The organism is Microbacterium sp. SS28, from assembly GCF_022761035.1.
In the GTDB taxonomy this organism is placed as follows: Bacteria; Actinomycetota; Actinomycetes; order Actinomycetales; family Microbacteriaceae; genus Microbacterium.
In genome coordinates, this window is the sequence record NZ_JAKWJP010000001.1 from 527,353 (window position 1) to 549,474 (window position 22,122).

Sequence of the window (22,122 nt, forward strand, 5' to 3'; positions counted from 1 at the left end):
CGACACGCGTGTCGCAGACTTCGTCGCTCACGGCGACGGACGCCCGCGGATCGGGTCCCCCTGGATCGCCTGTGACGGGCGGAGGAGTCCCGCGGATCAACATCCCGGGAACAAGCAGGCATCCGTAAGCTCGCCTCTGTGAGCACGCAGCCCGTCATTCGTAAAGTCCTCATCGACCAGCTTCTGCCGGCGCCGCTTCCGACGACCCACGTCGAGATCCGCCGGATCACGATGGAGCCCAACACCGCGGCCGGTGCACATGCCCACAACGGGCCGGTCTTCGGCTCGATCGAGCGCGGCGCTGTGATCTTCCGGATCGCCGACGAGCCCGCCGCCATACTCCGCGCCGGCGACATCTTCTACGAACCGGCCGGCGTCGTGGTCTCCCAGTTCGACGCCACCGAAGACGGCGCCGTCTTCCTCGGCTATTTCCTCCTCACCGAGGACCAAACCAGCGAGCTCCGCCAGATCGACGCTGACTGAACAGCCGACAGTCACCCTCGCACGGCACGCCGGACAGGCGCCGGACGCAGCGGTGTCGGCTCAAAGTGTGCGTCTCTCGACCCTCTTGCGCCTGGTGGCCGGGGCCTGGAGGGTTGGTGGGGACCGCCTCGGGTGACCGCTGGCGGGTGCGCGTCGCCGGCGCGGAGGGGTGGAACGGATGACGGATTCCGAAGAGCGGTCGGTCAGCGAGTTCATCGCCTCCCTGGCGGGTGAGCAGACCATCCAGGACGCCGAAACCCTGGTGCAGATCATGCAGCGGATCAGCGGGCTCGAGCCCACGCTGTGGAACGTCGGCACGATCGGATTCGGCACCTATCACTACCGATATGACAGCGGCCGTGAGGGCGAGGGACACACGATCGGGTTCTATCCGCGGCGAGGCAAGTTGACCATCTATCTGATGGACGGCACCACGCGCCACCGCGCGCTGCTCGCCGAACTGGGAAAGCACACCACGACGGGGTACTGCCTGTACATCCGGCGTCTGAGCGACATCGACCTCTCCGTGCTGGAGCGAATCGTTGACGCGTCGTACCGGTTCGTTGCGGCGAAGGCTCGCAGCGGTCCGATCCGGGAGATCCTGTGGAAGGCCGCTGACGGCGGAGAGTGACCTTCCCGCCGATCGCCTGTGGAGGCCCGCCCCTGCATCCCGACTCCGCGGGTCTGCGGCCGGCGAGGGACGCGCCTGGACAGCGGGCGGCCGCTCGAAACGGCGGGCGTGCGAACGGATGCACCGTTCCTGTCCTCCGCGCAGAGTACATCGACGCCCGTGGTTCGCCGCAGATATCCCCGCGCGGAGCCACGCACCCCGTCGGCCTAGCTCACCGCGCGGGAGTGTCGTCAGTGGCGCGGCTTGCGATAGGGGCGGTCGTCGTCGCGGCGCGCCCCGCGCCCCGGGCCACCCGTGTCGAGCCGCAGTTCGATGAGCCGTCCCGAGATGCGGGTGCCCTCGAGCCGGTCGAGCGTCGCGCGCGAAAGGTCGGCGGGCAGCTCGACGAGGGAGAAGTCCGGCCGGATCTGGATCGCCCCGAAGTCGTCGCGCTTGAGGCCGCCCTCGTTCGCGAGCGCGCCGACGATCTGGCGGGGCTCGACGCGATGGCGTTTGCCGACGGCGATCCGATAGGTCGCCATCCCCTCGCGGGGCGTACGGGGCCGTCGCTCGCCGCCGTCGCGATCGCGATCGAAGCCTCCCGGCCGCTCGCCCCGATCGCGCTCGAAGCGTTCGCGGTGCGACGGCTCCGAGTCGGGCTCGAGCAGGAGCGGCGACTCGCCCTGGGCGACCACGGCGAGGGCGGCGGCGACATCCACTTCGGGAACATCGTGGTTCCGCACGTAGTGGGCGACGATGTCGCGGAAGCGGTCGATGCGCTCCGCCTCGCCGAGGGCCGCGGTGATGCGGTCGTCGAAGCGCGCGAGGCGCGTGACGTTGACCTCGTCGACGCTCGGCAGCGGGATCTCGGTGAGCTCCTGACGCGTGGCGCGCTCGATCGCGCGCACGAGCCCGCGCTCGCGCGGTGTCACGAAGCTGATCGCGTCACCCGACCGTCCGGCGCGACCCGTGCGGCCGATGCGGTGCACGTAGGACTCGGTGTCGGTGGGGATGTCGAAGTTCACGACGTGCGAGATGCGCTCGACATCGAGGCCGCGCGCGGCGACGTCCGTCGCGACGAGGATGTCGAGCTTGCCCGACTTGAGCTGGTTGATGGTCTTCTCGCGCACGGGCTGCGCGACGTCGCCGTTGATCGCGGCCGCCGAGTATCCCCGCGCGCGCAGCTTCTCGGCGATCTCCTCCGTCACGCTCTTCGTGCGGCCGAAGACGATCATCCCGTCGAAGTTCTCGGTCTCGAGGATGCGCGTGAGGGCATCCATCTTCTGCTGGAACGACACGATGAGGTAGCGCTGCGTGATCGTCGACGACGTCGTCGTCTTGGTCTTGACGGTGATCTCTTCGGGATCGTGGAGGTACTGCTGCGAAATGCGCCGGATCGCCGGGGGCATCGTCGCCGAGAAGAGTGCGACCTGCTTCGTGTCGGGAGTGTCGGCGAGGATCGTCTCGACGTCTTCCGCGAAGCCCATCTTGAGCATCTCGTCGGCCTCGTCGAGCACGAGGTACTTCAGCTCAGTCAGGTCCAGGGTTCCCTTTTCGAGGTGGTCCATGATGCGTCCGGGCGTGCCGACGATGACGTGCACACCGCGGCGGAGGGCCGACAGCTGCACGCCGTAGCCCTGGCCGCCGTAGACGGGGAGCACGTGCACTCCCCGCAGGTGCGACGCGTACTTCTCGAACGCCTCGCACACCTGCAGCGCGAGCTCGCGCGTCGGGGCGAGCACGAGCGCCTGCGGCGTCTTCTGCGACAGGTCGAGTCGGTCGAGGATCGGCAGGGCGAATGCCGCGGTCTTGCCCGTGCCGGTCTGCGCGAGACCCACGACGTCGCGACCGGCCAGAAGGGTCGGGATCGTCGCCGCCTGGATCGCCGACGGCGTCTCATACCCGACGTCGCGCAGCGCCGCGAGCATCGAATCGCCCAATCCCAGGGCGGCGAATGTCATCGTGGCGGGCTCCTGCGGAGCCGCTTCCTCGATCGGGGCATCGGACGTGGTCACAATTCAGGGTAGTGGGCGCTTCCTGTGCGGCGACAGGATGACGCGTCCGCGCCGCACCTCGGGTGACGCGTCGGGCGCAGCGAGCCGAGACGAAGCGGACGGAGAGGGGTCATCATGGATTTCATGACCGAGGCGCCGAAGATCGTCGTTCGACCCGAGATCCCCTATGTGGCCATCACCGCCGAGGTCACGATGGACGACATCGGAGCCGTTGTGCCGCCGCTGACGAGTGAGGTCTTCGACTGGCTGGCGGCGAAGGGCATCGCGCCGGCCGGCGCGGCGTTCTGGAAGTACGACGTCATCGACATGGAGCGCCGCCTCGTGATCGAGACCGGTGTTCCCGTCGCTGAGCAGGTCGAGGGCGACTCGCGGGTCCGTCGGGGGCTGCTGCCCGCGGGCCGCTATGCGACCGTCATCCACGTCGGTCATCCGCAGACGCTCATGAGCGCGACCGCGCGGCTGCTCGAGTGGGGCAGGGAGCAGGGTCTGACGTGGGATGTTGCGCCGACGCCGAATGGCGATCGGTGGGGATGTCGTCTGGAGACCTACCTCGACGAGCCTGGCCAGGACATGAACGAGTGGGCGACGGAACTCGCCTTCAAGCTCGCGGACGACTGATCGCCTGCCGCGGGAAGCGAGGCACTCACGGGCGGCCGGCGGCGAGCCGGGTCTACGCCGCGGCAGAGAGTCCGGCCGCGACGGCGAAGCCCAGCACAGCGACGAGGCCAGCGGTGTTCCCGGCCTTCTCCTTCGCTTCTGGAATCATCGCGCTGACCAGCATGACGAGAAGCGCGCCGGCCGCGAAGCCGTCGATCGCGCCGGTGAGGCGAGGGTCGACCACCGAGGAGACCGCGTACCCGCCCAGGGTGGCCAGAGCACAGACGACCGCCACAGCGCTCCATCCGAGGATGATCGTGCGGGACTTCGTGCCGGCGGCGCGCATGTCGGTGGCTGAGCCGATCGCCTCCGGGAGGTTCGACACGAAGATCGCGACGAGCAGAGCGATGCTCACGCCCTCACCGGCACCCAGGCCGATACCCAGCACCGCCTGTTCGGGCACTCCGTCCAGCAGGGAGCCCAGGAGCAGGGGCAGGCCCGCAGCGCCCCCGCCGGAGCGCCCTCCGATCCGCTCGACGCCGCGATCACCGAGGAAGAAGGCCAGCGCGCCCGCGGCGAGCCCCAGCGCGACGGGCAGTCCGCCGGAGACGGCGAGCCCTTCCTCGACGAGCTCGAACGAGACGCTGGAGATGAGTGCTCCCGCACCGAAGCCCAGGACGGCCCCGACCAGGCGGTCATCCCATCGATGGATCACCCCCAGCACCGCGCCGATGAGCAGGGAGGATGCCGCTACCGCACCCCACAAGAGAGCCGCCAACACAGTGACGACGATATCGATGCGAGCGGCATCCGCCTATGGCGTCTGGGACGCGTCGTCAGCCCGGACGACGGTTCCAGCCCGGGGTGAGCGTGAGCGCTTCTGGGAGGGCCTCTCAGCGCGCGAGCGCCGCCGGGAGGATGACGTGGTCGATCGTCGTGATCATGAAGTCGCGGTCGACGGGCTCGCGCAGCATCAGTGTGCGGTAGGCGGCCATCGCCGGCCCGATCTGGCACAGCGCCTCGACGTCGACGTCCGAAGAGATCTCGCCGCGTTCGATGGCGCGGCGGAAGATGACGCGATTGGCAGCGGCCCGCGGCTCGACGATGGCTTCTCGGGCCGCGGCAGCCAGTTCGGGGTCGCGCGCGATCATAGAGACGATCCCGGCCATGACCTGCAGTTTGCGCTGACCCTCCTGGATGGTGGGCGAGCGCACCATCGCCACGAGGTCTCCGCGAAGCGTCCCCGTGTCGGGCAGCGACTCGAGATCGAGATCCTTCGCCTTCATGCAGGCGACCGCGTCGAGCACGAGCTCGGGCTTGGACGCCCAGCGCCGGTAGACCGTAGCCTTGCCGGCTTTGGCCCGGGCAGCCACCATGTCGATCGTCATGCCGTCGTAGCCGGTCTCGGCGAGCACGTCGAGGGTGGCATCCAGAATCTCGGCATCACGCGTGTGATCCCGCTTACGACCGAGGCGAGGCTTGGCCTCGAGGTCGACGTGCGTCATTGCGGCCTGCCTCCTTCTCGTTCGACGGGCCTCAACATTACCGCCGGGTAAATTCCTGAACTGTAACGATCCGGAACTCAACAGTACCGTATATGCTCCCCTCATGACTTCCACCCCGCTCGCCACGACCAACGGCCGTCGCTGGATCACCCTCGCAGTGGTCGGACTCGCCCAGCTCATGGTCGTGCTCGACGCCACCGTTGTGAACATCGCACTCCCCTCGGCGCAGGCCGACCTCGGCTTCACCGACGGTCAGCGCCAGTGGATCATCACGGCCTACTCGCTCGCCTTCGGCAGCCTGCTGCTGCTCGGCGGCCGACTCTCCGACCTCATGGGTCGCAAGCGCACGTTCATCATCGGGCTCATCGGCTTCGCGATCGCCTCCGCGCTCGGTGGAGCGGCGGGCACGTTCGAGCTGCTGGTGGCGGCGCGTGCCATGCAGGGCGCTTTTGCCGCACTGCTCGCCCCGACGGCACTCGCCGTGCTCACCACGACCTTCGTGATCCCCAAGGAGCGCGCCCGCGCATTCGGGGTCTTCGGCGCGATCGCCGGCGCGGGCGGTGCCATCGGGCTCCTGCTCGGCGGCATCCTCACGGAAGCCTTCGACTGGCGCTGGAACCTCTACATCAACGTCTTCATCGCCGCCGCAGCCCTCATCGGCGCCCTCATCTACATCCCGTTCATCGCGCGCACCGGCCCCCGGCCGAAGCTCGACGTTCCGGGAACCCTCCTGGTCTCGGGCGGCCTCTTCGGCCTGGTGTTCGGGTTCTCGAACGCCGAGACCGACGGCTGGGACTCGCCGCTGACGTGGGGCATGCTCGCAGCCGCCGTCGTCCTGCTCGGCACCTTCGTGCTGTGGCAGCGCCGGGCGAAGCATCCGCTCCTCCCCCTGGCGATCGTCCTCGACCGCAACCGCGGCGCGGCCTTCCTCTCGGTGATGGTCGCCGGCGCGGGGATGTTCGGCATCTTCCTCTTCGTCACCTACTACCTGCAGCTGACCCTGGGCTATTCGCCGATCCAGACCGGTCTCGCCTTCCTTCCGATGATCGGGATGCTGGTGCTCGCCGCGCAGCTGGGCACGAACATCTTCGTGCCGAGGTTCGGCCCCAAGGTGCTGGTGCCCTCCGGCATGATCCTCGGCGTGATCGGGATGATCTGGCTCACGTTCCTCGACGCCTCGAGCGTCTACGCGGCGAACGTGATGCCACCGCTCATGGTGATCGGCTTCGCGATGGGCACGATCATGCCGGCATCGATGCAGACCGCGACGCTCGGGGTGAACCGGGAGTTCGCCGGTGTCGCCTCAGCGACGGTCAACACGAGCCAGCAGGTCGGCGGGTCGATCGGCACTGCACTGCTCAACACCCTCGCGGCCACGGCTGCGGCGGACTACCTCGCCGCGCACACGCCCGTGACACCCGAGGTCGGCGTGGATGCCGCGCTCGCGAGCTACGCCACCGCGTACTGGTGGGGCGCGGCCTTCTTCGCCGCCGGAGCTGTCATGGCGGCCCTGTTGTTCCGTCGGCGCGGCGACGGGATCTCTCTGTCGCACGACGAGCAGCCTGCGGCCGGCGCGGACGTGGACCCCGTCGTCGTCCACTGATCCGAGCAGCCCTTCTGCTGCGCGGGCGACCGGGTTACGGTCGGTGTCATGGCCTCCCTGCTGGAACGCTTGCGGGACGCGACGAACGCCCATGACCCGCAGCGGATGGCTTCGCTGTTCGCGTACGACTATGAGAGCAGCCAGCCCGCGCATCCTGCCCGCGCCTTCAGAGGCCGTGAGCAGGTGCTGGCCAACTGGACGGCGGTGTTCCGGGGTGTCCCGGACTTCGCCGCCGAACTGATGGCCGCCGCGGTCGACGGTGACACTGAGTGGGGTGAATGGGACTGGCGCGGTCGCTACACCGATGGCGCCGCGTTCGCGATGCGCGGTGTCGTGATCCTTACTGCACGCGATGGACTGATCTCACGAATGCGCCTGTATGTGGAACCCGTCGACGGCGGTGACGACGACATCGACGCCGCCGTACGGGACCTCTATCGACCACCGACGGACGACTGACCGGTCGCCCCGCACACGCACCCACGGAGTGAACCGAGATGTGGATCGAGTGCTTCGAGAAGGACACGCGATACGACGGCGCCGACATCGACGCGCTGATCGAGCAGTTCATCGAACACGTGCGCGCCACGCACGACGTGCCGTACCCCGAGGCCGAGATGAGGCTGTGGGCACGCAATTTCGCTGAGGCGTCGGCGCGTGAAGACGGGCCCACTGAGCGACTGCCGTCGATCGGCTCGATCGAGATCCATCCCGTCACAGAGGAGCGCATCGACGATTGGCTGCGGTTCTTCGACCGCGACGCGTTCCCCGACAACCCGGACTGGGGATCCTGCTATTGCCTGCATCCTCACACCGGCGACGCTCCCGAGCGGCCCTGGCGCGACGTGCGGGCAGACATGATCGAGCGCCTCCGCGCGGGAGCGACGCTCGGCTACCTCGCATACGTCGACGGCCGAGCGGCTGGCTGGGTCAACGCCTCGCCCCGATCGACCTACGCGAAGTACGCCGGCATCGATCCTCACGGTCCCGCTCCTGACGCCATCGTGGGCGTCTCCTGCTTCGTCATCGCCCCGCCCTACCGGCGCCATGGCGTCTCATCGGCGCTCCTGGATCGCGTCGTGACCGACGCCGCGGCGCGCGGCGCGGAGCACATCGAGGGATATCCGCGCCGCGAGGCGGATGGCGAGGACTCAGCGGCCTTCTGCGGCCCCCGGTCGATGTTCGACGCGCGCAGCTTCGCGCCCGCCGAGGAGCACGAGCACTACACCGTGGTCCGCCGATCCCTCTGATCGATCGGCATCCAACCGAAGGAAGGGCCGGCGGCGATCAGTGCTGCCGGACGAGACGGTTGAGTCGCTCGGACATCACGAGGCCCAAGGCCGTCAGGACGGCCAGGAAGAGCGGCAGCATCCACATTCCCGACCAGGCCGAGAGTGCGCCGAACAGGGGCGGCGCGAGGGTGGAACCGGCGTAGGCGGCCGCCATCTGGATGCCGACGATCGCCTGCGAGTTGCGGCGACCGAAGTTGACGGGCGTGGAGTGGATGATCGCGGGATAGATCGGCGCACAGCCGAGACCCGCGATCACGAGCCCGACGAGCGCCAGCACATCGGTCTCGACCGGGAGCGCGAGCATCGCGACACCGATGCCGACCGTCACGAAGCCGCCGCGGATCATGCGCCGGTCGCCGACCCGGTCGGCGAAGAAGCCTGCGATGAAGCGTCCTGCGGTGATGCCGATGAGGAACAGCGAGGCGAACGCCGCCGCGGTCGCGGGGTCGACTCCGCGATCCGTCACGAGATACGTCGATGCCCAGAGGATCGCGGTGCTCTCGAGGCCGCAGTAGGCGAAGAAGGCCGTCAGGATCAGCAGGACGCCGGGGATTCGAAGAGCCTGCGCGAGGGGCACGTGCGCGCTGCGTCTTCCCGTGGGCTCGTCAGCGCCTTGGTGCGTCTCACCCGGTTCGGCCGCATGACCGGCCGGGACGAGCGGGTTGACCCTTCGCCACAGCGGGATGCTCACGAGCAGCACCGCCGTGAGGAGGACTTGGATCACGCCGACGATCTGGTAGGCGCTGGACCAGCCCAGACCCGCCGTGAGCGCGTAGCTCATGATGAAAGGGCTGATCGACGCGCCCAGCCCCCAACAGGCATGCAGCCAGTTCATGTGGCGCGCGGCGTAGTGCAGGGCCACGTAGTTGTTGAGGGCGGCGTCGACGGCGCCGGCCCCGAGGCCATACGGAATCGCCCAGAGGCACAGCATCCAGAACGAGTCGGAGACTGAGAAGCCGACGAGTGCCGCCGCGGTCATCCCGACGCTGACGGCCGTGACGAGTCCGACGCCGAATCGGCGAGTGACGCGCTCGGACGCGAGGCTCGAGAGGATCGTGCCGCTCGCGATGATCATCGTGATGATGCCGGCGAAGGCGATCGGCACGCCGAGGTCCTGGTGCATGACCGGCCATCCCGCACCCACGAGGGCGTCGGGCAGTCCGAGGCTGATGAAGGCGACATAGATGATCGCCAGGAGGAGCGAGTACACGGTTGTGCGAGGTGCCTTTCAGAAGGGCATCGGTGCGCCGATCACAGAGCCCGAAAAGAACGGGGCTCGGGTCGCAGCGAAGCGACCCGAGCCCAGGATGTCAGTCAGAGAGTCGACGCGAAGGGGTCGAACCCGGCGGGAAGCAGCGGAACGGGCGCGACGGTGCTCTGGATCTTGACAGTCTCACCCGTGGCGGCCGATTCGGCTGCCGACAGCAGGACGTCGAGCACGTGGAACCCGAGTTCCCCGGAAGCGACGTGCGGGCGGTCTTCGGCGATGGCACGGACCATGTCCAGCGCGCCGAGGCCACGGCCGACCTCGATCTGCTCGTGCTCGATCTCGATCCATTCCTGGTCGAACGACATCCCGTCACGCAGGACGCCGAGCGGCGCCACGACGGCGATGCGGCCGGCGAACTGGTTCGGATCGGGGATCACGATCGACCCCTCCGTCCCGTGGATCTCGACGACTCCGTGCCGCTCGAGCGCCGAGTCGAAGCTGAGCAGGCTCTGCGACTGCGCACCCGAATCGAACGCCGCGATGATCTGGATCGTGGAGGGCACCTCGACGGGGAAGGACTCCCCCGCCTTCGGACCGGTGTGGATCTGCCGCTCCTCATTCGCCTTCGTGCCGAAGGCGGAGATGCGATCGACGGCTCCGAACAGGCTCACCAGGGCGGAGAAGTAGTACGGGCCCATGTCGAGCAGCGGGCCGGCGCCCTCGGCGAAGAGGAACGCGGGATTGGGATGCCACAGGTCGGGCCCCTGCGTCTGGAAGACGGTCTGCGCGAACAGCGGACGACCGATCCGGCCTTCTTCGATCGCGCGACGCGCGGCCTGGAATCCGGGGCCGAGGAGAGTGTCGGGCGCCGACCCGATGCGGAGCCCGGCAGCCTCGGCCTCGCGCAGCAGCAGAGCCGCGCCCTCGCGGTCGAGGCCGAGCGGCTTCTCCGTCCAGACGTGCTTGCCCGCGGCGATCGCGGCGCGAGAGACCTCGATGTGCGCGGCGGGGATCGTCAGGTTGATGACGAGATCGACACCCGGGTGCGCGAAGACGTCGTCCGCGGTCCCGTATGCGGGAACCTCGTACTTCTCGGCCTGCTCGCGAGCCCGCTCGACGAACAGATCACCGAGGATGACGACCTCGACGTCGGGGAACGCGGAGAGGTTCTGCAGGTAGGTGTCGCTGATGACCCCGACGCCGATGATGCCGATGCCGACCGCGCTCATCGAACGAACCCGCCCTCGGTCAGGAACGCGTAGCTCGCGGCGATGTCCTCGAACACGTCACCGGGGGCGTTGTCGTACTCGATGACGGCGAACTTGACGGCCGTGCCGGCGCGCAGCGCGTCGGCGAGCGGCACGTCGCCCTCGCCCGGGCGGCGCTGGTCGAGGCTCGCGGAGCCGAACTCGCCGGCATCCGGTCCGAACGGATTGACCGCGGGAGCGATGCCGTCCTTGACGTGCACCGCCACGAGCCGATCGCCCAGTCGCGAGACGAGGCCGACGCCGTCCTGCCCGCCGACCAGCGCCCAGTAAAGGTCGAGCTCGATCGCGACGCGCTCATCCGTGAGCTCGACGAAGCGCTCGAACGCGGTCTGCCCGTCGAAGTCCGCGACGAACTCCTGCGCGTGGTTGTGGTAGCCGACGCTGAGCCCGAAGCCGGCCGCGACCTCGACGAGGCGGTTGAGACGGTCGGCGATGTCGGTGACACCCTCGATCGTCAGCCACCGGTCCGGCGCGACGAAGGGGTCGATGACCGTCGTGATGCCGATCGCCGCGGCGGCCTCGAAGACGACCTCCGGCGCGGGGGTGGGAATCGAGCCGTCCGGCGTCCACAGCTCGTCGGACAGCAGCGGCGCGTGGCCGGTCGGCGACGACAGGCCGGCCGCGTCCAGAGCGCTGCGGATCTCCTGCGGACGGCGGACGAAGTCGAACGCCTCCACATTCTTGAGCCCGATCGCGGCGAGCTTGTCGAGCGAGCCGCCCATGTCGGCCGAGAACGGCGCAGCGAGTGTGTAGAGCTGGACGGACGCCAGGGGCTTGGATGCTTCAGGCAGGGCCACGATGACCTTCTCCTCGTCAGAACGGGCAGCGATCGCGTACCCGGGGGCTCGATTTGAAAACCTCCACGTGGAAGTTTATCCGTAGACGGCCCGGGCGGTCAATGGTCAGCGGGCGGATTCGCGAGCATTCTGTCGAGTGTCGCGAGCGCCGCCTCGTGATCGAGATTCAGCAGGAGATTCAGCGCGGCGTGCTCGCGGCGGGGAGAGTCGACCGCGCGGCATCGGCGAGGGCGACGAGGTCTTCGCGCAGGTATCGGGCGTAGCCGTCGGGGGCACGGCCGACCTGGCGGCCGCTGGTGCGGACCCAGGCACCGTCCGTTGCGGCCAGTCGGCCTCCGCGCGCGCGGATCTCGTCGATCAGCCAGACATCCTCGTGAACGGTTGCATCCGTGAACCCGCCGGCGTCGAGAAGCACGTTCGCTCGGATGCCCAGGTTCGCGCCGTGCACGTGGCCGTTCGCCGCGCCCGGAGTGTGGGTTGCCAGCCATGCTTCGATCTGGGAGGCGTCGAGGTCGCGGAAGTCGGGGCGGACCGTGCCGACCACGACGTCGACGCCTCGGCGCGCGAGCGACAGCTGGTGGGTCAGCCAGTTCACCGGGACGACGGAGTCCGCGTCGGTGTGCGCCGTCCAGATGCGGTCCGGGCGGATGCCGACGAGGCGATCGAGAGCGGCACGGACGCCTGTTGCGCGGGCGGTGCCGACAGACCGCGCATCGACGGCGAGCAGTTCGACGCCTGCGTCTCTCGCGATGTCGGCCGACCTGTCGGTGCACGCGTCGAGGACGGCCCACACACTGAGGTGGTCCACGGCGTGGCGCGCGGCGCGCGCGGCGATGCCGATCGAGGCGAGGCAGGCGCCGATGAGCTGCTCCTCGTCGTGCGCGGGCACGATCACCGCGATCGCGTCGACGCGACGGTTCATGCGGGGCTCCCCTGGGCCGCCGCGGGTGTCGGCCGGCGTCGGTAGACGTCGAGAACGAAGTCCTCTTCGAGGTGGTGGAGGATGCTGGTCCACGCGGTATCTGCGCCGAGAGCGGCGTGCACCTCGTCACCGGTCAGCGGCGCATCGGGGCTCGCGTGCCGCCAGTGGCAGGCGACGAGGATGCCGTCCTCGGCGAGCGCGGATCCGATCCGTCGTCGGGCAGTGTCGAGGTCCGCCCTCGACCAGTAGTAGCCGATCTCGGACAGCACCACCAGGTCGAAGCGACCGGGCGGCCAGTCGTGCGGCAGGGTCCCCTGCACGAACCTCACCGTGTCCGCTCCGCGCAGGCGGTCCTGAGCCTTCTGCAGCGCGGTCGTCGAGAGATCGACGGCGAGCACGGCATCCGCCCGAGCGGCGAGCTGCGTGGTCAAGACCCCCGTCGCGCAGCCGAGCTCGAGGGCTCGGGTGAAGCGTCGTCTGGGAAGCGCGGCCAGCAGCACCGCGCGTTTGCGCTCCTCGTACCAGCTCGTCTCGAACCCCCACGGGTCGTTGCGCGAGCGGAAGAAGTCTTCGAACATCGACCGGTCAGCCGAGAGGGCAGCTCGCGGCGGGTCGGCGTCGATGAACATCTCGAACGGCCGACTGAAATGCGCCGCCATGCCCTCGTGCACGATCGCCTCCTCCCCCGCACGGTCCGAGAGGGGGTGCACCTGCGACGCGTGTTGGCCGATGGCGGAGGCTTTCGCCGCTCCGACGCGCGGGGTGAGCGGCAGGATCCGCCACGAGGCGGGGTCGACGACAACGTCGATCTCAGCGGGGTTCGCCCAGTGCCAAAGCCAGATCGGATAGCCGACGACCCGCACACCCGGCCCATGCACCGACAGGGCGACCTCGCCGGCGACGCGGTGATCGCGATGACCGTCGCCCCACCACGGCGCCGCGAGCAGCACGCCGTGCGGCAGCGGGCCGAGCTCGTCCTGCACCGCTTGGCGCAGCGCCGCCGCATGCTCGCGAAGGCCCCCGTCGGGAAGGCCGAGAAACCTCATCCGGGCACCGGGAGCCAACTCGCGCAGAGCGGAGACGACCTCGAGTCGGCGTCGCGCGCCGAGTCCGGCCGCGCCCGCAGAATCCGGATGCGAGGACTCCCCGTCGGTCGCGACGATCACCGAGACATCGATTCCGGATGCCGCGGCCGTCGCGATCAGGCCGCCGCTGCCGAGCGTCTCGTCGTCGGGATGCGCCGACAGGATCACGAGCCGCTCGACTGCCGCATCCAACCGGGGAGCATCGGCCCAGGGGCGGGCCGAGACCCACTCCTGTTCCGCGGTGCCCGGTGCGCGGTGATCGAAGACGACCCTCATGCGGTCACCCGCCTTCCCAGGCGAGCGACATCCCTCTCCGCGTGATGCTGACGGACGTAGACCCGCAGGTCGGCGACGCGTCGTGCATGCTCCTCATCCGTCGTCAGGGGGCCGGGGCCGAGGGCGCGGTCCGCCACGTGGAGCACGAGTTCCACGGCATCCGCGGTCACCGACCGCACCCGCGCAGCGACCGCGCCGATGTCGTCGACCGGCTTGGGCGCATCCACGAGATCCGCCGCCTCCGACAGCACGGCGCGCGCCGCCCACAGCGCGGCATCCGCCTTGCCCGCATGGAAGAACGCCAACTGATCCGCGTCCTCGCGCGCGGCGGCGCGCACGAGGGCGTCCTGCAACGGGATGGTGCCGCCCCACCAGGCCGCGGCGACACCCATCCCACCCCACGCGAAGCCCGGCCGCGTCAGATACCAGCCCGGATCTCCTATCGGAACGGCCCGCGCCGCGCTGAACTCGACCGGCGCACTCACGACCTGGCTGAGTCCCCGCGAGACCCAGGGGCCGGAGCGCGCCGTCACGCCCGGGGCGCGGAGGGGAACCGCGAAGAGCTGCCGCTGGTCGGGCGCGACCCACGCCGTCACGAGGGCGTGGGTGAGCCGGCCCGCGAGCGAGCACCATGGCTTGGTCCCGTCCAGCCGCCACCCGCGGGCGATGTCCTTCGATGCCACCAGCCTCGTACCGGGCCCCTCTGCCGCGAAGACACCCCATGTGGCGTCGTCCCCGGAGCCCAGCCCGTCGCGCACGCCATCGGTGTCGATTCCGGCCGCGCGCGCCTCGGCCAGGATGGCGAGCGCATCGAGGTGAGGCTCCAGGATGCGTGCGGCCGCGACATCCACTCGTGACGTCTCCGCGAGGAACTGCCACAGATCCACGGTCCGACCAGACCCCGGCAGCGGGATCTCCCGCCCTATGCGGGCGGCCCACTCGAGTGTCGCATCCACGTCCGAACCCAGACCGAGCACGGCATCCGGCGACGCCGCCGACTCGGCGCGCCAGGCTGCCCGCCCCGGCCTCAATCCCACTGCGCCCATGATCATCGTTCCCGTGCCCGTCTCCCGCTCGCCCGCGCGGAATCGCCGTCGCTCAGCGTCCGACGAGAGCACGCGTCGGCGTGCGGTCCCCCGTTGGTGTCGCCGTGAGCCCCGACGGTACGGGAACCTCGGCCGCCTCCCCTCGGCGTTGCGCGGTGGCGCCGTCCCGTGCTAGCCGGCGCTGAGTGACGGTAGCGTCGAGCCATGAGCTCAGTGGCTGATCCGATCGCCGGCTGGCGGTCGGCAGCGCGGTGGCTCCTCGTCGTGCTGCTCGCCGCTGCAGGCACGTCGCACCTGACATGGGGCAGGCGTGGATACCGCATCGTCGTGCCGGACTGGTCGACCCGCCTCACAGGTCTCGACAAGGATGCGATCGTCGTGGGATCGGGTGTCGCCGAGCTCATGCTCGCGGGCGCGGTCGCGACGATCCCCCGGCAGCGGAGCGTCGGCTGGCTCGTCGCGGCGTTCTTCGTCGCGGTCTTCCCCGGCAACGTCCACCAGTGGCGGACCGGCCGCGCGGCGCCGATGCTGCGCACAGACCGCGCCCGTTTCGTGCGCCTGCTGCTCCAGCCGGTCCTGATCGCCTGGACCCTGTGGGCCACGCGGTAGGGCTTCTGGCCTCAGCGAAGTGGCCCGCAGCCCGCCCAATGCGGGGATAGTCGCGCGCTCGGTGGCATGCTGATCTTCAACTGAAGGAGAACAACATGTTCAATGACAACGGGTCGTTCCTGCTCGCACTTTTCGAGTTCTTCCTGTTCCTCGCCTGGTTCATGTGCCTCTTCTGGGTCTTCGGCGACATCTTCCGCAGCAAGGACCTGGGCGGAGGCGGAAAGACGCTCTGGGTGATCTTCGTCATCCTCGTTCCCTGGCTGGGAATCCTGGTCTATCTGATCGCCCGCGGCGGGGGCATGCAGCAGCGCCAGCTGGAGCAGATGCAGGCGATGCGCTCGGCGCAGGCCGAGTACATCCAATCGGTCGCGGGGTCGTCAGCCACGTCGGCGACCGATCAGATCGCCTCGGCCAAGTCGCTGTTGGACTCGGGTGCCATCACACAGGCGGAGTTCGACTCTCTCAAGGCCAAGGCGCTCGCGTAGCGATCGCCCCGCTCGCGCAACGAGCGCAGCAGCGTCCGCGCGGTCGATAGCAGCAGCCGTCGGAGAGCAGGATGCGTCTCGCACACCGCTGCGAAGCGGTGTGCGAGACCGAAGCCGAGGTGATCCATGGCGGTCGTCCTGGTCGAGGGTGAAAGCGATCGGATCGCGCTCGAGGTCCTGGCCGCAAGGCTGGGTGCTCGCCTTCCCCGAATCGCGATAGTCAACGGCGCAAGCGGTGCGCGCCGTGCCGTGGCAGAGCTGCGCGGAGAGAGCACCTTCGGGTTGGTCGATGTCAACGAGCGTGCGCAGTTCGAGAGCGTGGTCGATGACGTGTTCGTGTGCGACCCGGATCTCGAAGGGGAGTTGATCCGCGCGCTGGGCACCGCCGCCGTGGAGGACGTCATTGCGGCGCAGGGCGAGCTCGAGTCCTTCAGATCGCTGCAGAATCAGCCGGCGCAGCGAGGGAGGCCGACGAGCGCGCAGCTGATGCGGTTCTTCGGCGGGCGGAGCGGGAACAAGCGTCGTTACGCCGGTCTGCTCGCCGCCGCGGTTCCACTGGATCAGGTGCCCGACCCCCTCGCCGCGCTCATCCGGGCCGCCGACGGGCGCTAGCCGAGACGTGAACCCCCTCCACTGTCTAACACCAGACTGTGCCCGCGAGCAGCAGATGGGACGCGGTTGCGAGGGCACACGTCGGCATCCTCATGCGAACGACTCCTCGAGCCAGCGCACGATGAACGCCGGTGCGGTGTCGGCTGCTTCCAAGGCGACGGCGACATGCGACCCATCCATCCAGTGGATCTCGGAATCCGGGATGCGCGCGTCGGCGTAGAAGACGTTCGCGGGCGGGACGATCTTGTCGTACCGGCCGTGGACGATGAGCGTCGGACAGGCGATGCGCTCCAGAGGCGCGGGTTCGAACAGCGTGAAGTCGTTGCGCATGCCGGGGCGCCGTCGGGCGGATCCGAGCGAAGCGCGGAGCACGGCCTCCAGTTGGGCGGTCCGCCCGGGAATCGCCGCGAGGGCTGCCGCGCGCTCCGCCGCTCCCGCCCTCGTGTACGTCGCGGCGCCGCGGAACAGGAGGGTGAGGGTCTGTCTCGTGCGGTGGCGGAGCAGCCACAGCTGCAGCTTCGCGGTGACGTCGCGTGCGGCGACGCTCGAAAGACGATTCGGTATCGGGCCGGGGATGCAGACGCTGTCGACCTGCACGAGCCGTGAGACACGGTCCGGATGACGGGCGGCGAGTTCGTAGCTCGCGGGTCCCCCACCCGAGGCTCCGAACACGATGATGTCGTCGATGTCGAGCGCGTCCAGCAGCGCGGCGAGGGCGTCACCCTGTTGAGCGAAGGTCCGTCCGACCGTCAACGGGGTTCCGAGGTATCCGGGTCTGCTCGGCGCGATGACCTTGTAGCCGCTCAGCCGCAGGAACTCGGCGCCGACCAGTCCCTGATCCCAGCCGCCGAGCGTGCCGTGGACGGCAAGTACCGGGACGCCGTCGCCGCGGGCGGCGTACTCGATCGGCCCCGCGGTGGTGGGGACGGTGCGGGGTGTCTCCGCCATGCACGCGAAGAAGTCTTCTGCGGTCGGTGCGGCGACCATGCCTCATCATCCCAGCGCGGTCCCGCACCGACCAGAGGGGTCTCCTGCGGTGGCGTGGCGTCCGGCGCCGGCCGCGCGACTGAAGCCGCCGGGGCTCAGTCGAGGTCGTGACTCGGACGGAGACGCTCGGCCTGGCGCAGGAGGTGCTGCTGCTCCAGGACGCTGGTGGCGCGGCGCGCGGCATCCGCGTACTCGGCGGCCGCGGCATGCACCTCCCCGGCCCTTTCATGCAGGTACGCGAGTGCGGCGTGATAGCGCGGGACGTCGTCGCCGACGAGTTCGAGGGCGGCGAGGCCCGCGTGCGGCCCATCGGCTTCTCCGATCGCGACGGCACGGCCCAGCCGGATGACGGGCGAATCCCCGAAGGCGAGAAGCTCGTCGTACCACTCGACGATCTGCACCCAGTCGGTCTCGGCGGCAGTGGCCGCATCCGCGTGCAGCGCGGCGATCGCGGCCTGCGCCTGATACTGCCCCAGCCTGTCGCGTGCGAGCGCCGACTGCAGGATGGCGACGCCCTCCGTGTTCGCATCGACGTCCCACAGGGCACGATCCTGCTCGGAGAGCGGGATGAGCCTGCCGCCCACCACACGGGCCGGCTGTCTCGCATGGTGGAGCAGCATGAGCGCGAGCAGCCCAGCGACCTCCGGCTCGTCGGTCAGCGCGGCGAGCTGCCGGGTGACGCGGACCGCCTCGGAGGCGATGTCGACCCCGCCCGAGTAGCCCTCGTTGAAGAGGAGATAGAGCACGCGCAGGACGCGAGACAGATCGCCCGGCTGATCGAGGGGGATGCCGGCGAGCCGCTGCTTCGCGCGACTGATGCGCTGCGCCATCGTCGCCTCCGGCACGAGGAAGGCGTCTGCGATCTGTCGCGTCGTCAGGCCTGCGACGGCACGCAGTGTGAGGGCGATAGCCGACGTCGAGGTGAGGATGGGATGCGTGCACAGGAAGTAGAGCCCGAGCGTGTCGTCCCGCTGGGGAACGGGGCCGACCTCGGGCTCCCGCGCGAGCCGCTCCTCGCGGGCGGTGCGCGCCGCCTCGCTGCGCATTTGGTCGAGAAACGCTCGCCACGCGACCGTGACGAGCCACGCACGGATGTCGCGCACCTCCTCGAGGAGGGGTCGCTCGAGCGTGCGAACGAGGGCCGTCTGCACGGCATCCTCGGCCGACGCGAAGTCCGCGCCGCGCCGGACGAGGATGCCGACGACCTCAGGGATCGCGCGACGCAGTGCCGTCGCATCCACCGGCGTCACGCCACGTCGGCCGGGGGCGCGCTCATCACCTCACGCAGCTCGAGCCACTCACCCAGCGGGGTGCCGCCCGCCCACGGTGCGGCCGAGAGCTCGGAGGCGAGCTCGAGCGCCCGGTCGTAGGAGTCGACCTCGATCAGCATCCATCCCGCGATGAGGTCTTTCGTCTCGGCGAACGGACCGTCGACGACCGGCGGGCGCCCCTCGCCGTCGAAGCGCACCCAGGAGCCTCCCATCGAGAGCCCCTCGGAGGACACCAGCTCCCCCGACGCGATGAGCCGCTGCTCCATGTCCTGCATGTACTGCACGTGCGCGACCCACTCGTCCGGCGTGAGCTGATCCATCGGGACCGTGTTCACCGCGGGACGCCCGCCCCGGTAATGCTTGAGCATCAGATACTTGGCCATGACAGCCTCTCGTTCGGTGCGGCCCATTCTGACCGCTTCAGATAGGAGACGGAACCGACCCGGCGATCTCTACATCGGCCGGCGAGAATCTCTGCGCAGGGCCGTGACCGGTTCGCGGAGCCGCCGGGGAGCTCGACCCGTCAGGTCCCCGTGTCGGCGGGCGGGCGCGCGATGAAGACCTCGACGACCGCATCGACCAGTGCGATGCGCACGGTCGAGCCCGGAGGGACAGCGGGATCGATGCTTCCCGGTGGGATCAGGTCCGGATCGGCGAGGACGTCGATCTGCGGCTCCAGCGGGCGACGACTGCAGGACTGCTTGTAGAACGAGCCGTCGGTCGACAGCAGCAGGCACGCCGCATCGCTGCCGTTGGTCATCGTCCAGACATCGAGGGCCCCGACCTGACCGTGGTAGCTGAGCGCTCCGGGTGGGATGCCCCACGTGTTGAGCGTCGTGGTGCTGATGCCCGGGACGATCGCATCCGAGGGCAGGAGCCTCGAGGTGAGCGTCAGCTCCGCCCGCGGGCGCGAGATCTCGGCTGCGACGAGCGCCGCCCCGGCCGCGAGTGCGAGGGTCACCGCCGCGATCGTGATCGCCCATGGAAGATTTCGGCGCCAGAACGGCCCTGTGGATGCCGGTGCTCGAGCTCCCTCTCCCGTCTCCTGCGGCGTCGGGGCGTCGTCCAATGGCGCGGGTGCGGACGAGGCATCCGTGGGGATCGCACCCTGCTCGGGCGGATCGGCGGGCGCTTCCCCCTCCCCTGCCTCGAGAGCGCGCAGGCGCCTCTGCGCCGCGGGATCGGCCGCGATGTCGGCACCCGGGCCGTACGCGCGCCGGAGCAGCTCGGCGAGCTCGACATCCACGGGGCGTGACTCCCCTGCCATGGTCCGATTATCCGCGCGTCGGCGGCCGCGGGCAGGGCTGTCCCGCGATCGAGCACCTGCTCAGCCGTGCGGATGGTGTCGGTGACCCACGCCGTGCGGTTTGTACCGCTCGTCCACAGGCATGCGAACGCATGGGCCCGAGATTCGGTCGGCGCTGCGCTCTGTTTGGCCCGCGGTCGGGTCGGTAGCGTGGAGCGTATGCCAATCAGGCTGGACAACGTCGCGATCGCCGTCCGCGACCTCGAGGCGACGATCTCGTTCTTCACCGACCTCGGCCTCACCGTCATCGGCCGCGACACCGTGAGCGGTGAATGGACCGACACTGCCGTGGGTCTCGACGGCAACCACGCCAAAATCGCGATGCTGCAAACCCCCGACGGCGACGGTCGCCTCGAGCTGTTCGAATACATCCATCCCGACGCGATCGAGACCGAACCCACCCGCCCCAACGAGATCGGCATGCACCGTGTCGCGTTCGCCGTCGACGACATCGACGACGCACTCGAGATCGCCGCGAGGCACGGATGCTTCCCACTCCGCGGCGTCGCCACCTACCAAGACGCCTACAAGCTCGCCTACGTCCGCGGACCCAGCGGCATCATCCTGATGCTCGCCGAAGAACTGAACAAGGACCGCAACGCCTAGCGCAGCCGGGACCAGGACTCGGCGCAACCGTTGGTACCGGAACCAACGCTCGTAGGACGGACCGACTATCGAACGGTGCGTTCGGTCATGGATGAGACTCGCATCGAGGCACGGACTACTCCTGGGGTTGGCTGTAGGGATTGCGTGCCGGCGGTTGGCAGCTCGTCGGATCGATCCCGTGGTCCAACACTTGCTGATAGACACCTTGAGCGTCGCTGGCCGGCGTGACCCCCATCTCAGTAAGGCACTTGCGCAGGGCGACATAGGTCGGAGAGTCGTACGTGTGGGCGACTTGCCATGCCATGTCGATCTGCTGGAAAGGCGGGTAGCAGATCGCGTGCGCGCTCTCGTCCACCGCGAGGTAGGAGTACTGGTGCACGCCACCTTCCATGTACTCGGCCGCCAGGCCAGATCCGTTGTCACGCATGCATTGTGCAAACGCGGCGTACGCCGCTTCGTACGTCTCCGCCGTGACCCCGAGCGGCTCCTCATCAAGCGGGGTCGAGGAAGGCACGCCGACTGCTGGTCGGCCGGATCCCCCGCCGCTCCAGATCACGAAAGGCACGGCGACAGAGACCACGACGGCCGTGAGGGCCACGGCGAGTGCGGCCGCAGCCCAGCGCGGACGGGTAGTTCGCTGAGGAGCCACCGATGTCTGTCCGCCATCACGCGGGGAGGGCGCTGCGTCGGCATCCACGACGGCGGAGGCCGCTCGACTGAGCAGGGCCGCACGCCCTTTGGCGAGCGCATCGTCGGTGGGGATCCGGCTCTCGTCACGGGTGTTGCGGAGCGGGGTCAGCTCGTCCATGTTCCACTTCCTCCGAATTGATGCTGATGCCCGCGGCCTGTCTCAGCACCCGGCGAACGCGGTTGAGCCGGGAACGGACGGTGCCGATCGGGACGTTGGTCGCCCCGGCTATCGCGGCATAATCGAGATCTGCCCACGCGTACAGCAGCAGCGTGTCGCGATCCTCCGCCCGAAGTCGTGTGAGCGCTCGGTCGAGACGGTGCACGAGCCGTTGCGCATCGATCCGGTCGTGTGCTTGGTCTACGAAGTCGGGAGCGATCCGGCCCGCCAGGTCCGCCGTCATTCCCTTCCAGGCCACCGCTTCCAGTCGAGTGTGTCTGCGGATCAGCCGCGTCGCGATACCGAGAAGCCAGGGCCGGGCGTCCGGTACGGCGGTGTCGTAGGTCCGGCGCTTCTCGAACGCGACCACAAAGGTGTCGGACATGATGTCTTCGGCCGCGTGGTCACCCACGCGTTGAGCCGCGTACCGGAACACTGAGCGAGCATGCCGGTCGTACAGGTCGGCGAATATCGCCGGCTCAGCTATCGACGTCTCGATGACCTCGTTGTCGGGGCTCACAACCGTATTGCTCGATTCCGCAGAATTGGTTCACGCCAATACGCATCCCACACCGAAAGAGCATCACCACGCCAGTCCAGGCACCCCAATTGAGCAGGCGATTGACCCGTCACTGATGTGCCCGCAACAGGACCGACCTTCGGGCGCACACTGGACCGTGAGTCGTAGGG

The 22,122-nt window shown here is 69.2% G+C and carries 25 protein-coding genes; 10 read left to right on the forward strand and 15 right to left on the reverse strand.

Annotated elements, in window-relative coordinates:
- The first annotated feature begins 138 nt into the window (after window positions 1–138).
- Window positions 139–483 (forward strand): cupin domain-containing protein, encoded by a 345-nt coding sequence (locus MJ607_RS02420; protein ID WP_243073949.1) that lies wholly within the window; start codon window positions 139–141, stop codon window positions 481–483.
- Between the two features lie 178 nt (window positions 484–661).
- Window positions 662–1,114 carry a DUF1801 domain-containing protein gene (locus MJ607_RS02425; protein ID WP_243073950.1) on the forward strand — a complete coding sequence of 151 codons (453 nt, stop codon included), beginning with the start codon at window positions 662–664 and terminating at the stop codon, window positions 1,112–1,114.
- 230 nt (window positions 1,115–1,344) lie between these two features.
- On the opposite strand, the gene MJ607_RS02430 is transcribed toward MJ607_RS02425, so the two are convergent.
- The gene (locus MJ607_RS02430) at window positions 1,345–3,054 is read right to left on the reverse strand and encodes a DEAD/DEAH box helicase (protein WP_243074505.1); all 1,710 of its coding nucleotides are present in this window, start codon (window positions 3,052–3,054) and stop codon (window positions 1,345–1,347) included.
- Between the two features lie 168 nt (window positions 3,055–3,222).
- Here MJ607_RS02430 and MJ607_RS02435 point away from each other — a divergent pair, with 168 nt between their 5' ends.
- Entirely contained in the window at window positions 3,223–3,726 is a 504-nt protein-coding gene (locus MJ607_RS02435; RefSeq protein WP_243073951.1) for a GyrI-like domain-containing protein, read from the forward strand.
- A gap of 52 nt (window positions 3,727–3,778) precedes the next feature.
- On the opposite strand, the gene MJ607_RS02440 is transcribed toward MJ607_RS02435, so the two are convergent.
- Together MJ607_RS02440 and MJ607_RS02445 are read right to left on the reverse strand one after the other, a co-directional pair.
- Window positions 3,779–4,486 (reverse strand): ZIP family metal transporter, encoded by a 708-nt coding sequence (locus tag MJ607_RS02440; protein ID WP_243073952.1) that lies wholly within the window; start codon window positions 4,484–4,486, stop codon window positions 3,779–3,781.
- A gap of 112 nt (window positions 4,487–4,598) precedes the next feature.
- A complete protein-coding gene (locus MJ607_RS02445; protein ID WP_243073953.1) occupies window positions 4,599–5,210 on the reverse strand; it encodes a TetR/AcrR family transcriptional regulator in 612 nt (203 codons plus the stop codon).
- 103 nt (window positions 5,211–5,313) lie between these two features.
- Between MJ607_RS02445 and MJ607_RS02450 the strand changes: the two genes are divergently transcribed.
- Genes MJ607_RS02450 through MJ607_RS02460 form a run of 3 tightly spaced genes read left to right on the forward strand, consistent with a single transcriptional unit; the run spans window position 5,314 to window position 8,063 of the window.
- On the forward strand, window positions 5,314–6,813 hold the full coding sequence (locus tag MJ607_RS02450) for an MFS transporter (RefSeq protein WP_243073954.1): 1,500 nt from the start codon (window positions 5,314–5,316) through the stop codon (window positions 6,811–6,813).
- Window positions 6,814–6,861: 48 nt separating this feature from the next.
- Window positions 6,862–7,272 carry a nuclear transport factor 2 family protein gene (locus MJ607_RS02455; RefSeq protein WP_243073955.1) on the forward strand — a complete coding sequence of 137 codons (411 nt, stop codon included), beginning with the start codon at window positions 6,862–6,864 and terminating at the stop codon, window positions 7,270–7,272.
- 38 nt (window positions 7,273–7,310) lie between these two features.
- On the forward strand, window positions 7,311–8,063 hold the full coding sequence (locus tag MJ607_RS02460; protein WP_243073956.1) for a GNAT family N-acetyltransferase: 753 nt from the start codon (window positions 7,311–7,313) through the stop codon (window positions 8,061–8,063).
- 37 nt (window positions 8,064–8,100) lie between these two features.
- On the opposite strand, the gene MJ607_RS02465 is transcribed toward MJ607_RS02460, so the two are convergent.
- The 6 genes from MJ607_RS02465 to MJ607_RS02490 form a co-directional block, all read right to left on the reverse strand.
- Window positions 8,101–9,315, reverse strand: coding sequence for a sugar MFS transporter (locus MJ607_RS02465; protein WP_243073957.1), 1,215 nt, complete (start codon window positions 9,313–9,315; stop codon window positions 8,101–8,103).
- Window positions 9,316–9,419: 104 nt separating this feature from the next.
- Entirely contained in the window at window positions 9,420–10,544 is a 1,125-nt protein-coding gene (locus MJ607_RS02470; protein WP_243073958.1) for a Gfo/Idh/MocA family protein, read from the reverse strand.
- On the reverse strand, window positions 10,541–11,305 hold the full coding sequence (locus tag MJ607_RS02475; protein ID WP_243074506.1) for a sugar phosphate isomerase/epimerase: 765 nt from the start codon (window positions 11,303–11,305) through the stop codon (window positions 10,541–10,543). The genes MJ607_RS02470 and MJ607_RS02475 overlap by 4 nt, the downstream gene beginning before the upstream one ends.
- 253 nt (window positions 11,306–11,558) lie before the next feature.
- Window positions 11,559–12,302: a glycosyltransferase family 2 protein gene (locus tag MJ607_RS02480; protein WP_243073959.1), complete on the reverse strand. Its 744-nt coding sequence runs from the start codon at window positions 12,300–12,302 to the stop codon at window positions 11,559–11,561.
- Window positions 12,299–13,663, reverse strand: coding sequence for a bifunctional PIG-L family deacetylase/class I SAM-dependent methyltransferase (locus tag MJ607_RS02485; RefSeq protein ID WP_243073960.1), 1,365 nt, complete (start codon window positions 13,661–13,663; stop codon window positions 12,299–12,301). Before MJ607_RS02485 ends, MJ607_RS02480 begins: the two co-directional genes overlap by 4 nt.
- Window positions 13,660–14,709, reverse strand: a complete 1,050-nt coding sequence (locus MJ607_RS02490) for an acyl-CoA dehydrogenase (RefSeq protein ID WP_243073961.1) — start codon at window positions 14,707–14,709, stop codon at window positions 13,660–13,662. Before MJ607_RS02490 ends, MJ607_RS02485 begins: the two co-directional genes overlap by 4 nt.
- A gap of 204 nt (window positions 14,710–14,913) precedes the next feature.
- Between MJ607_RS02490 and MJ607_RS02495 the strand changes: the two genes are divergently transcribed.
- From MJ607_RS02495 to MJ607_RS02505, 3 genes are all read left to right on the forward strand, one after another.
- Entirely contained in the window at window positions 14,914–15,318 is a 405-nt protein-coding gene (locus MJ607_RS02495) for a hypothetical protein (RefSeq protein WP_243073962.1), read from the forward strand.
- A gap of 95 nt (window positions 15,319–15,413) precedes the next feature.
- A complete protein-coding gene (locus tag MJ607_RS02500) occupies window positions 15,414–15,803 on the forward strand; it encodes an SHOCT domain-containing protein (protein WP_243073963.1) in 390 nt (129 codons plus the stop codon).
- Between the two features lie 126 nt (window positions 15,804–15,929).
- On the forward strand, window positions 15,930–16,415 hold the full coding sequence (locus MJ607_RS02505) for an ATP-dependent endonuclease (protein ID WP_243073964.1): 486 nt from the start codon (window positions 15,930–15,932) through the stop codon (window positions 16,413–16,415).
- A 90-nt stretch (window positions 16,416–16,505) separates the two neighbouring features.
- On the opposite strand, the gene MJ607_RS02510 is transcribed toward MJ607_RS02505, so the two are convergent.
- From MJ607_RS02510 to MJ607_RS02525, 4 genes are all read right to left on the reverse strand, one after another.
- Complete coding sequence (locus MJ607_RS02510; RefSeq protein ID WP_243073965.1) at window positions 16,506–17,402, reverse strand: alpha/beta fold hydrolase; 897 nt, start codon at window positions 17,400–17,402, stop codon at window positions 16,506–16,508.
- Between the two features lie 95 nt (window positions 17,403–17,497).
- Window positions 17,498–18,643 carry an RNA polymerase sigma factor gene (locus MJ607_RS02515; protein WP_243073966.1) on the reverse strand — a complete coding sequence of 382 codons (1,146 nt, stop codon included), beginning with the start codon at window positions 18,641–18,643 and terminating at the stop codon, window positions 17,498–17,500.
- Between the two features lie 5 nt (window positions 18,644–18,648).
- Window positions 18,649–19,056 (reverse strand): YciI family protein, encoded by a 408-nt coding sequence (locus MJ607_RS02520; protein ID WP_243073967.1) that lies wholly within the window; start codon window positions 19,054–19,056, stop codon window positions 18,649–18,651.
- A gap of 140 nt (window positions 19,057–19,196) precedes the next feature.
- On the reverse strand, window positions 19,197–19,940 hold the full coding sequence (locus MJ607_RS02525; protein WP_243073968.1) for a hypothetical protein: 744 nt from the start codon (window positions 19,938–19,940) through the stop codon (window positions 19,197–19,199).
- 198 nt (window positions 19,941–20,138) lie between these two features.
- Here MJ607_RS02525 and MJ607_RS02530 point away from each other — a divergent pair, with 198 nt between their 5' ends.
- Complete coding sequence (locus MJ607_RS02530; RefSeq protein WP_243073969.1) at window positions 20,139–20,585, forward strand: VOC family protein; 447 nt, start codon at window positions 20,139–20,141, stop codon at window positions 20,583–20,585.
- A gap of 115 nt (window positions 20,586–20,700) precedes the next feature.
- Here the strand turns inward: MJ607_RS02530 and MJ607_RS02535 are convergent, their stop codons facing one another.
- Together MJ607_RS02535 and MJ607_RS02540 are read right to left on the reverse strand one after the other, a co-directional pair.
- Window positions 20,701–21,393, reverse strand: coding sequence for a hypothetical protein (locus MJ607_RS02535; RefSeq protein WP_243073970.1), 693 nt, complete (start codon window positions 21,391–21,393; stop codon window positions 20,701–20,703).
- Window positions 21,359–21,952, reverse strand: coding sequence for an RNA polymerase sigma factor (locus tag MJ607_RS02540; RefSeq protein ID WP_243073971.1), 594 nt, complete (start codon window positions 21,950–21,952; stop codon window positions 21,359–21,361). The genes MJ607_RS02535 and MJ607_RS02540 overlap by 35 nt, the downstream gene beginning before the upstream one ends.
- Window positions 21,953–22,122 lie beyond the last annotated feature (170 nt).

Excerpts from the sequence above, each read along its gene's own strand:
- MJ607_RS02525 (WP_243073968.1), bottom strand. The coding sequence starts at position 19,940 with ATGGCAGGGGAGTCACGCCCCGTGGATGTCGAGCTCGCCGAGCTGCTC.
- MJ607_RS02450 (WP_243073954.1), top strand. The coding sequence starts at position 5,314 with ATGACTTCCACCCCGCTCGCCACGACCAACGGCCGTCGCTGGATCACC.
- MJ607_RS02425 (WP_243073950.1), top strand. The coding sequence starts at position 662 with ATGACGGATTCCGAAGAGCGGTCGGTCAGCGAGTTCATCGCCTCCCTG.
- MJ607_RS02500 (WP_243073963.1), top strand. The coding sequence starts at position 15,414 with ATGTTCAATGACAACGGGTCGTTCCTGCTCGCACTTTTCGAGTTCTTC.
- MJ607_RS02435 (WP_243073951.1), top strand. The coding sequence starts at position 3,223 with ATGGATTTCATGACCGAGGCGCCGAAGATCGTCGTTCGACCCGAGATC.
- MJ607_RS02505 (WP_243073964.1), top strand. The coding sequence starts at position 15,930 with ATGGCGGTCGTCCTGGTCGAGGGTGAAAGCGATCGGATCGCGCTCGAG.
- MJ607_RS02520 (WP_243073967.1), bottom strand. The coding sequence starts at position 19,056 with ATGGCCAAGTATCTGATGCTCAAGCATTACCGGGGCGGGCGTCCCGCG.
- MJ607_RS02490 (WP_243073961.1), bottom strand. The coding sequence starts at position 14,709 with ATGGGCGCAGTGGGATTGAGGCCGGGGCGGGCAGCCTGGCGCGCCGAG.
- MJ607_RS02530 (WP_243073969.1), top strand. The coding sequence starts at position 20,139 with ATGCCAATCAGGCTGGACAACGTCGCGATCGCCGTCCGCGACCTCGAG.
- MJ607_RS02470 (WP_243073958.1), bottom strand. The coding sequence starts at position 10,544 with ATGAGCGCGGTCGGCATCGGCATCATCGGCGTCGGGGTCATCAGCGAC.
- MJ607_RS02430 (WP_243074505.1), bottom strand. The coding sequence starts at position 3,054 with ATGACATTCGCCGCCCTGGGATTGGGCGATTCGATGCTCGCGGCGCTG.
- MJ607_RS02475 (WP_243074506.1), bottom strand. The coding sequence starts at position 11,305 with ATGGGCGGCTCGCTCGACAAGCTCGCCGCGATCGGGCTCAAGAATGTG.
- MJ607_RS02445 (WP_243073953.1), bottom strand. The coding sequence starts at position 5,210 with ATGACGCACGTCGACCTCGAGGCCAAGCCTCGCCTCGGTCGTAAGCGG.
- MJ607_RS02460 (WP_243073956.1), top strand. The coding sequence starts at position 7,311 with ATGTGGATCGAGTGCTTCGAGAAGGACACGCGATACGACGGCGCCGAC.
- MJ607_RS02495 (WP_243073962.1), top strand. The coding sequence starts at position 14,914 with ATGAGCTCAGTGGCTGATCCGATCGCCGGCTGGCGGTCGGCAGCGCGG.
- MJ607_RS02455 (WP_243073955.1), top strand. The coding sequence starts at position 6,862 with ATGGCCTCCCTGCTGGAACGCTTGCGGGACGCGACGAACGCCCATGAC.
- MJ607_RS02535 (WP_243073970.1), bottom strand. The coding sequence starts at position 21,393 with ATGGACGAGCTGACCCCGCTCCGCAACACCCGTGACGAGAGCCGGATC.
- MJ607_RS02485 (WP_243073960.1), bottom strand. The coding sequence starts at position 13,663 with ATGAGGGTCGTCTTCGATCACCGCGCACCGGGCACCGCGGAACAGGAG.
- MJ607_RS02480 (WP_243073959.1), bottom strand. The coding sequence starts at position 12,302 with ATGAACCGTCGCGTCGACGCGATCGCGGTGATCGTGCCCGCGCACGAC.
- MJ607_RS02510 (WP_243073965.1), bottom strand. The coding sequence starts at position 17,402 with ATGGTCGCCGCACCGACCGCAGAAGACTTCTTCGCGTGCATGGCGGAG.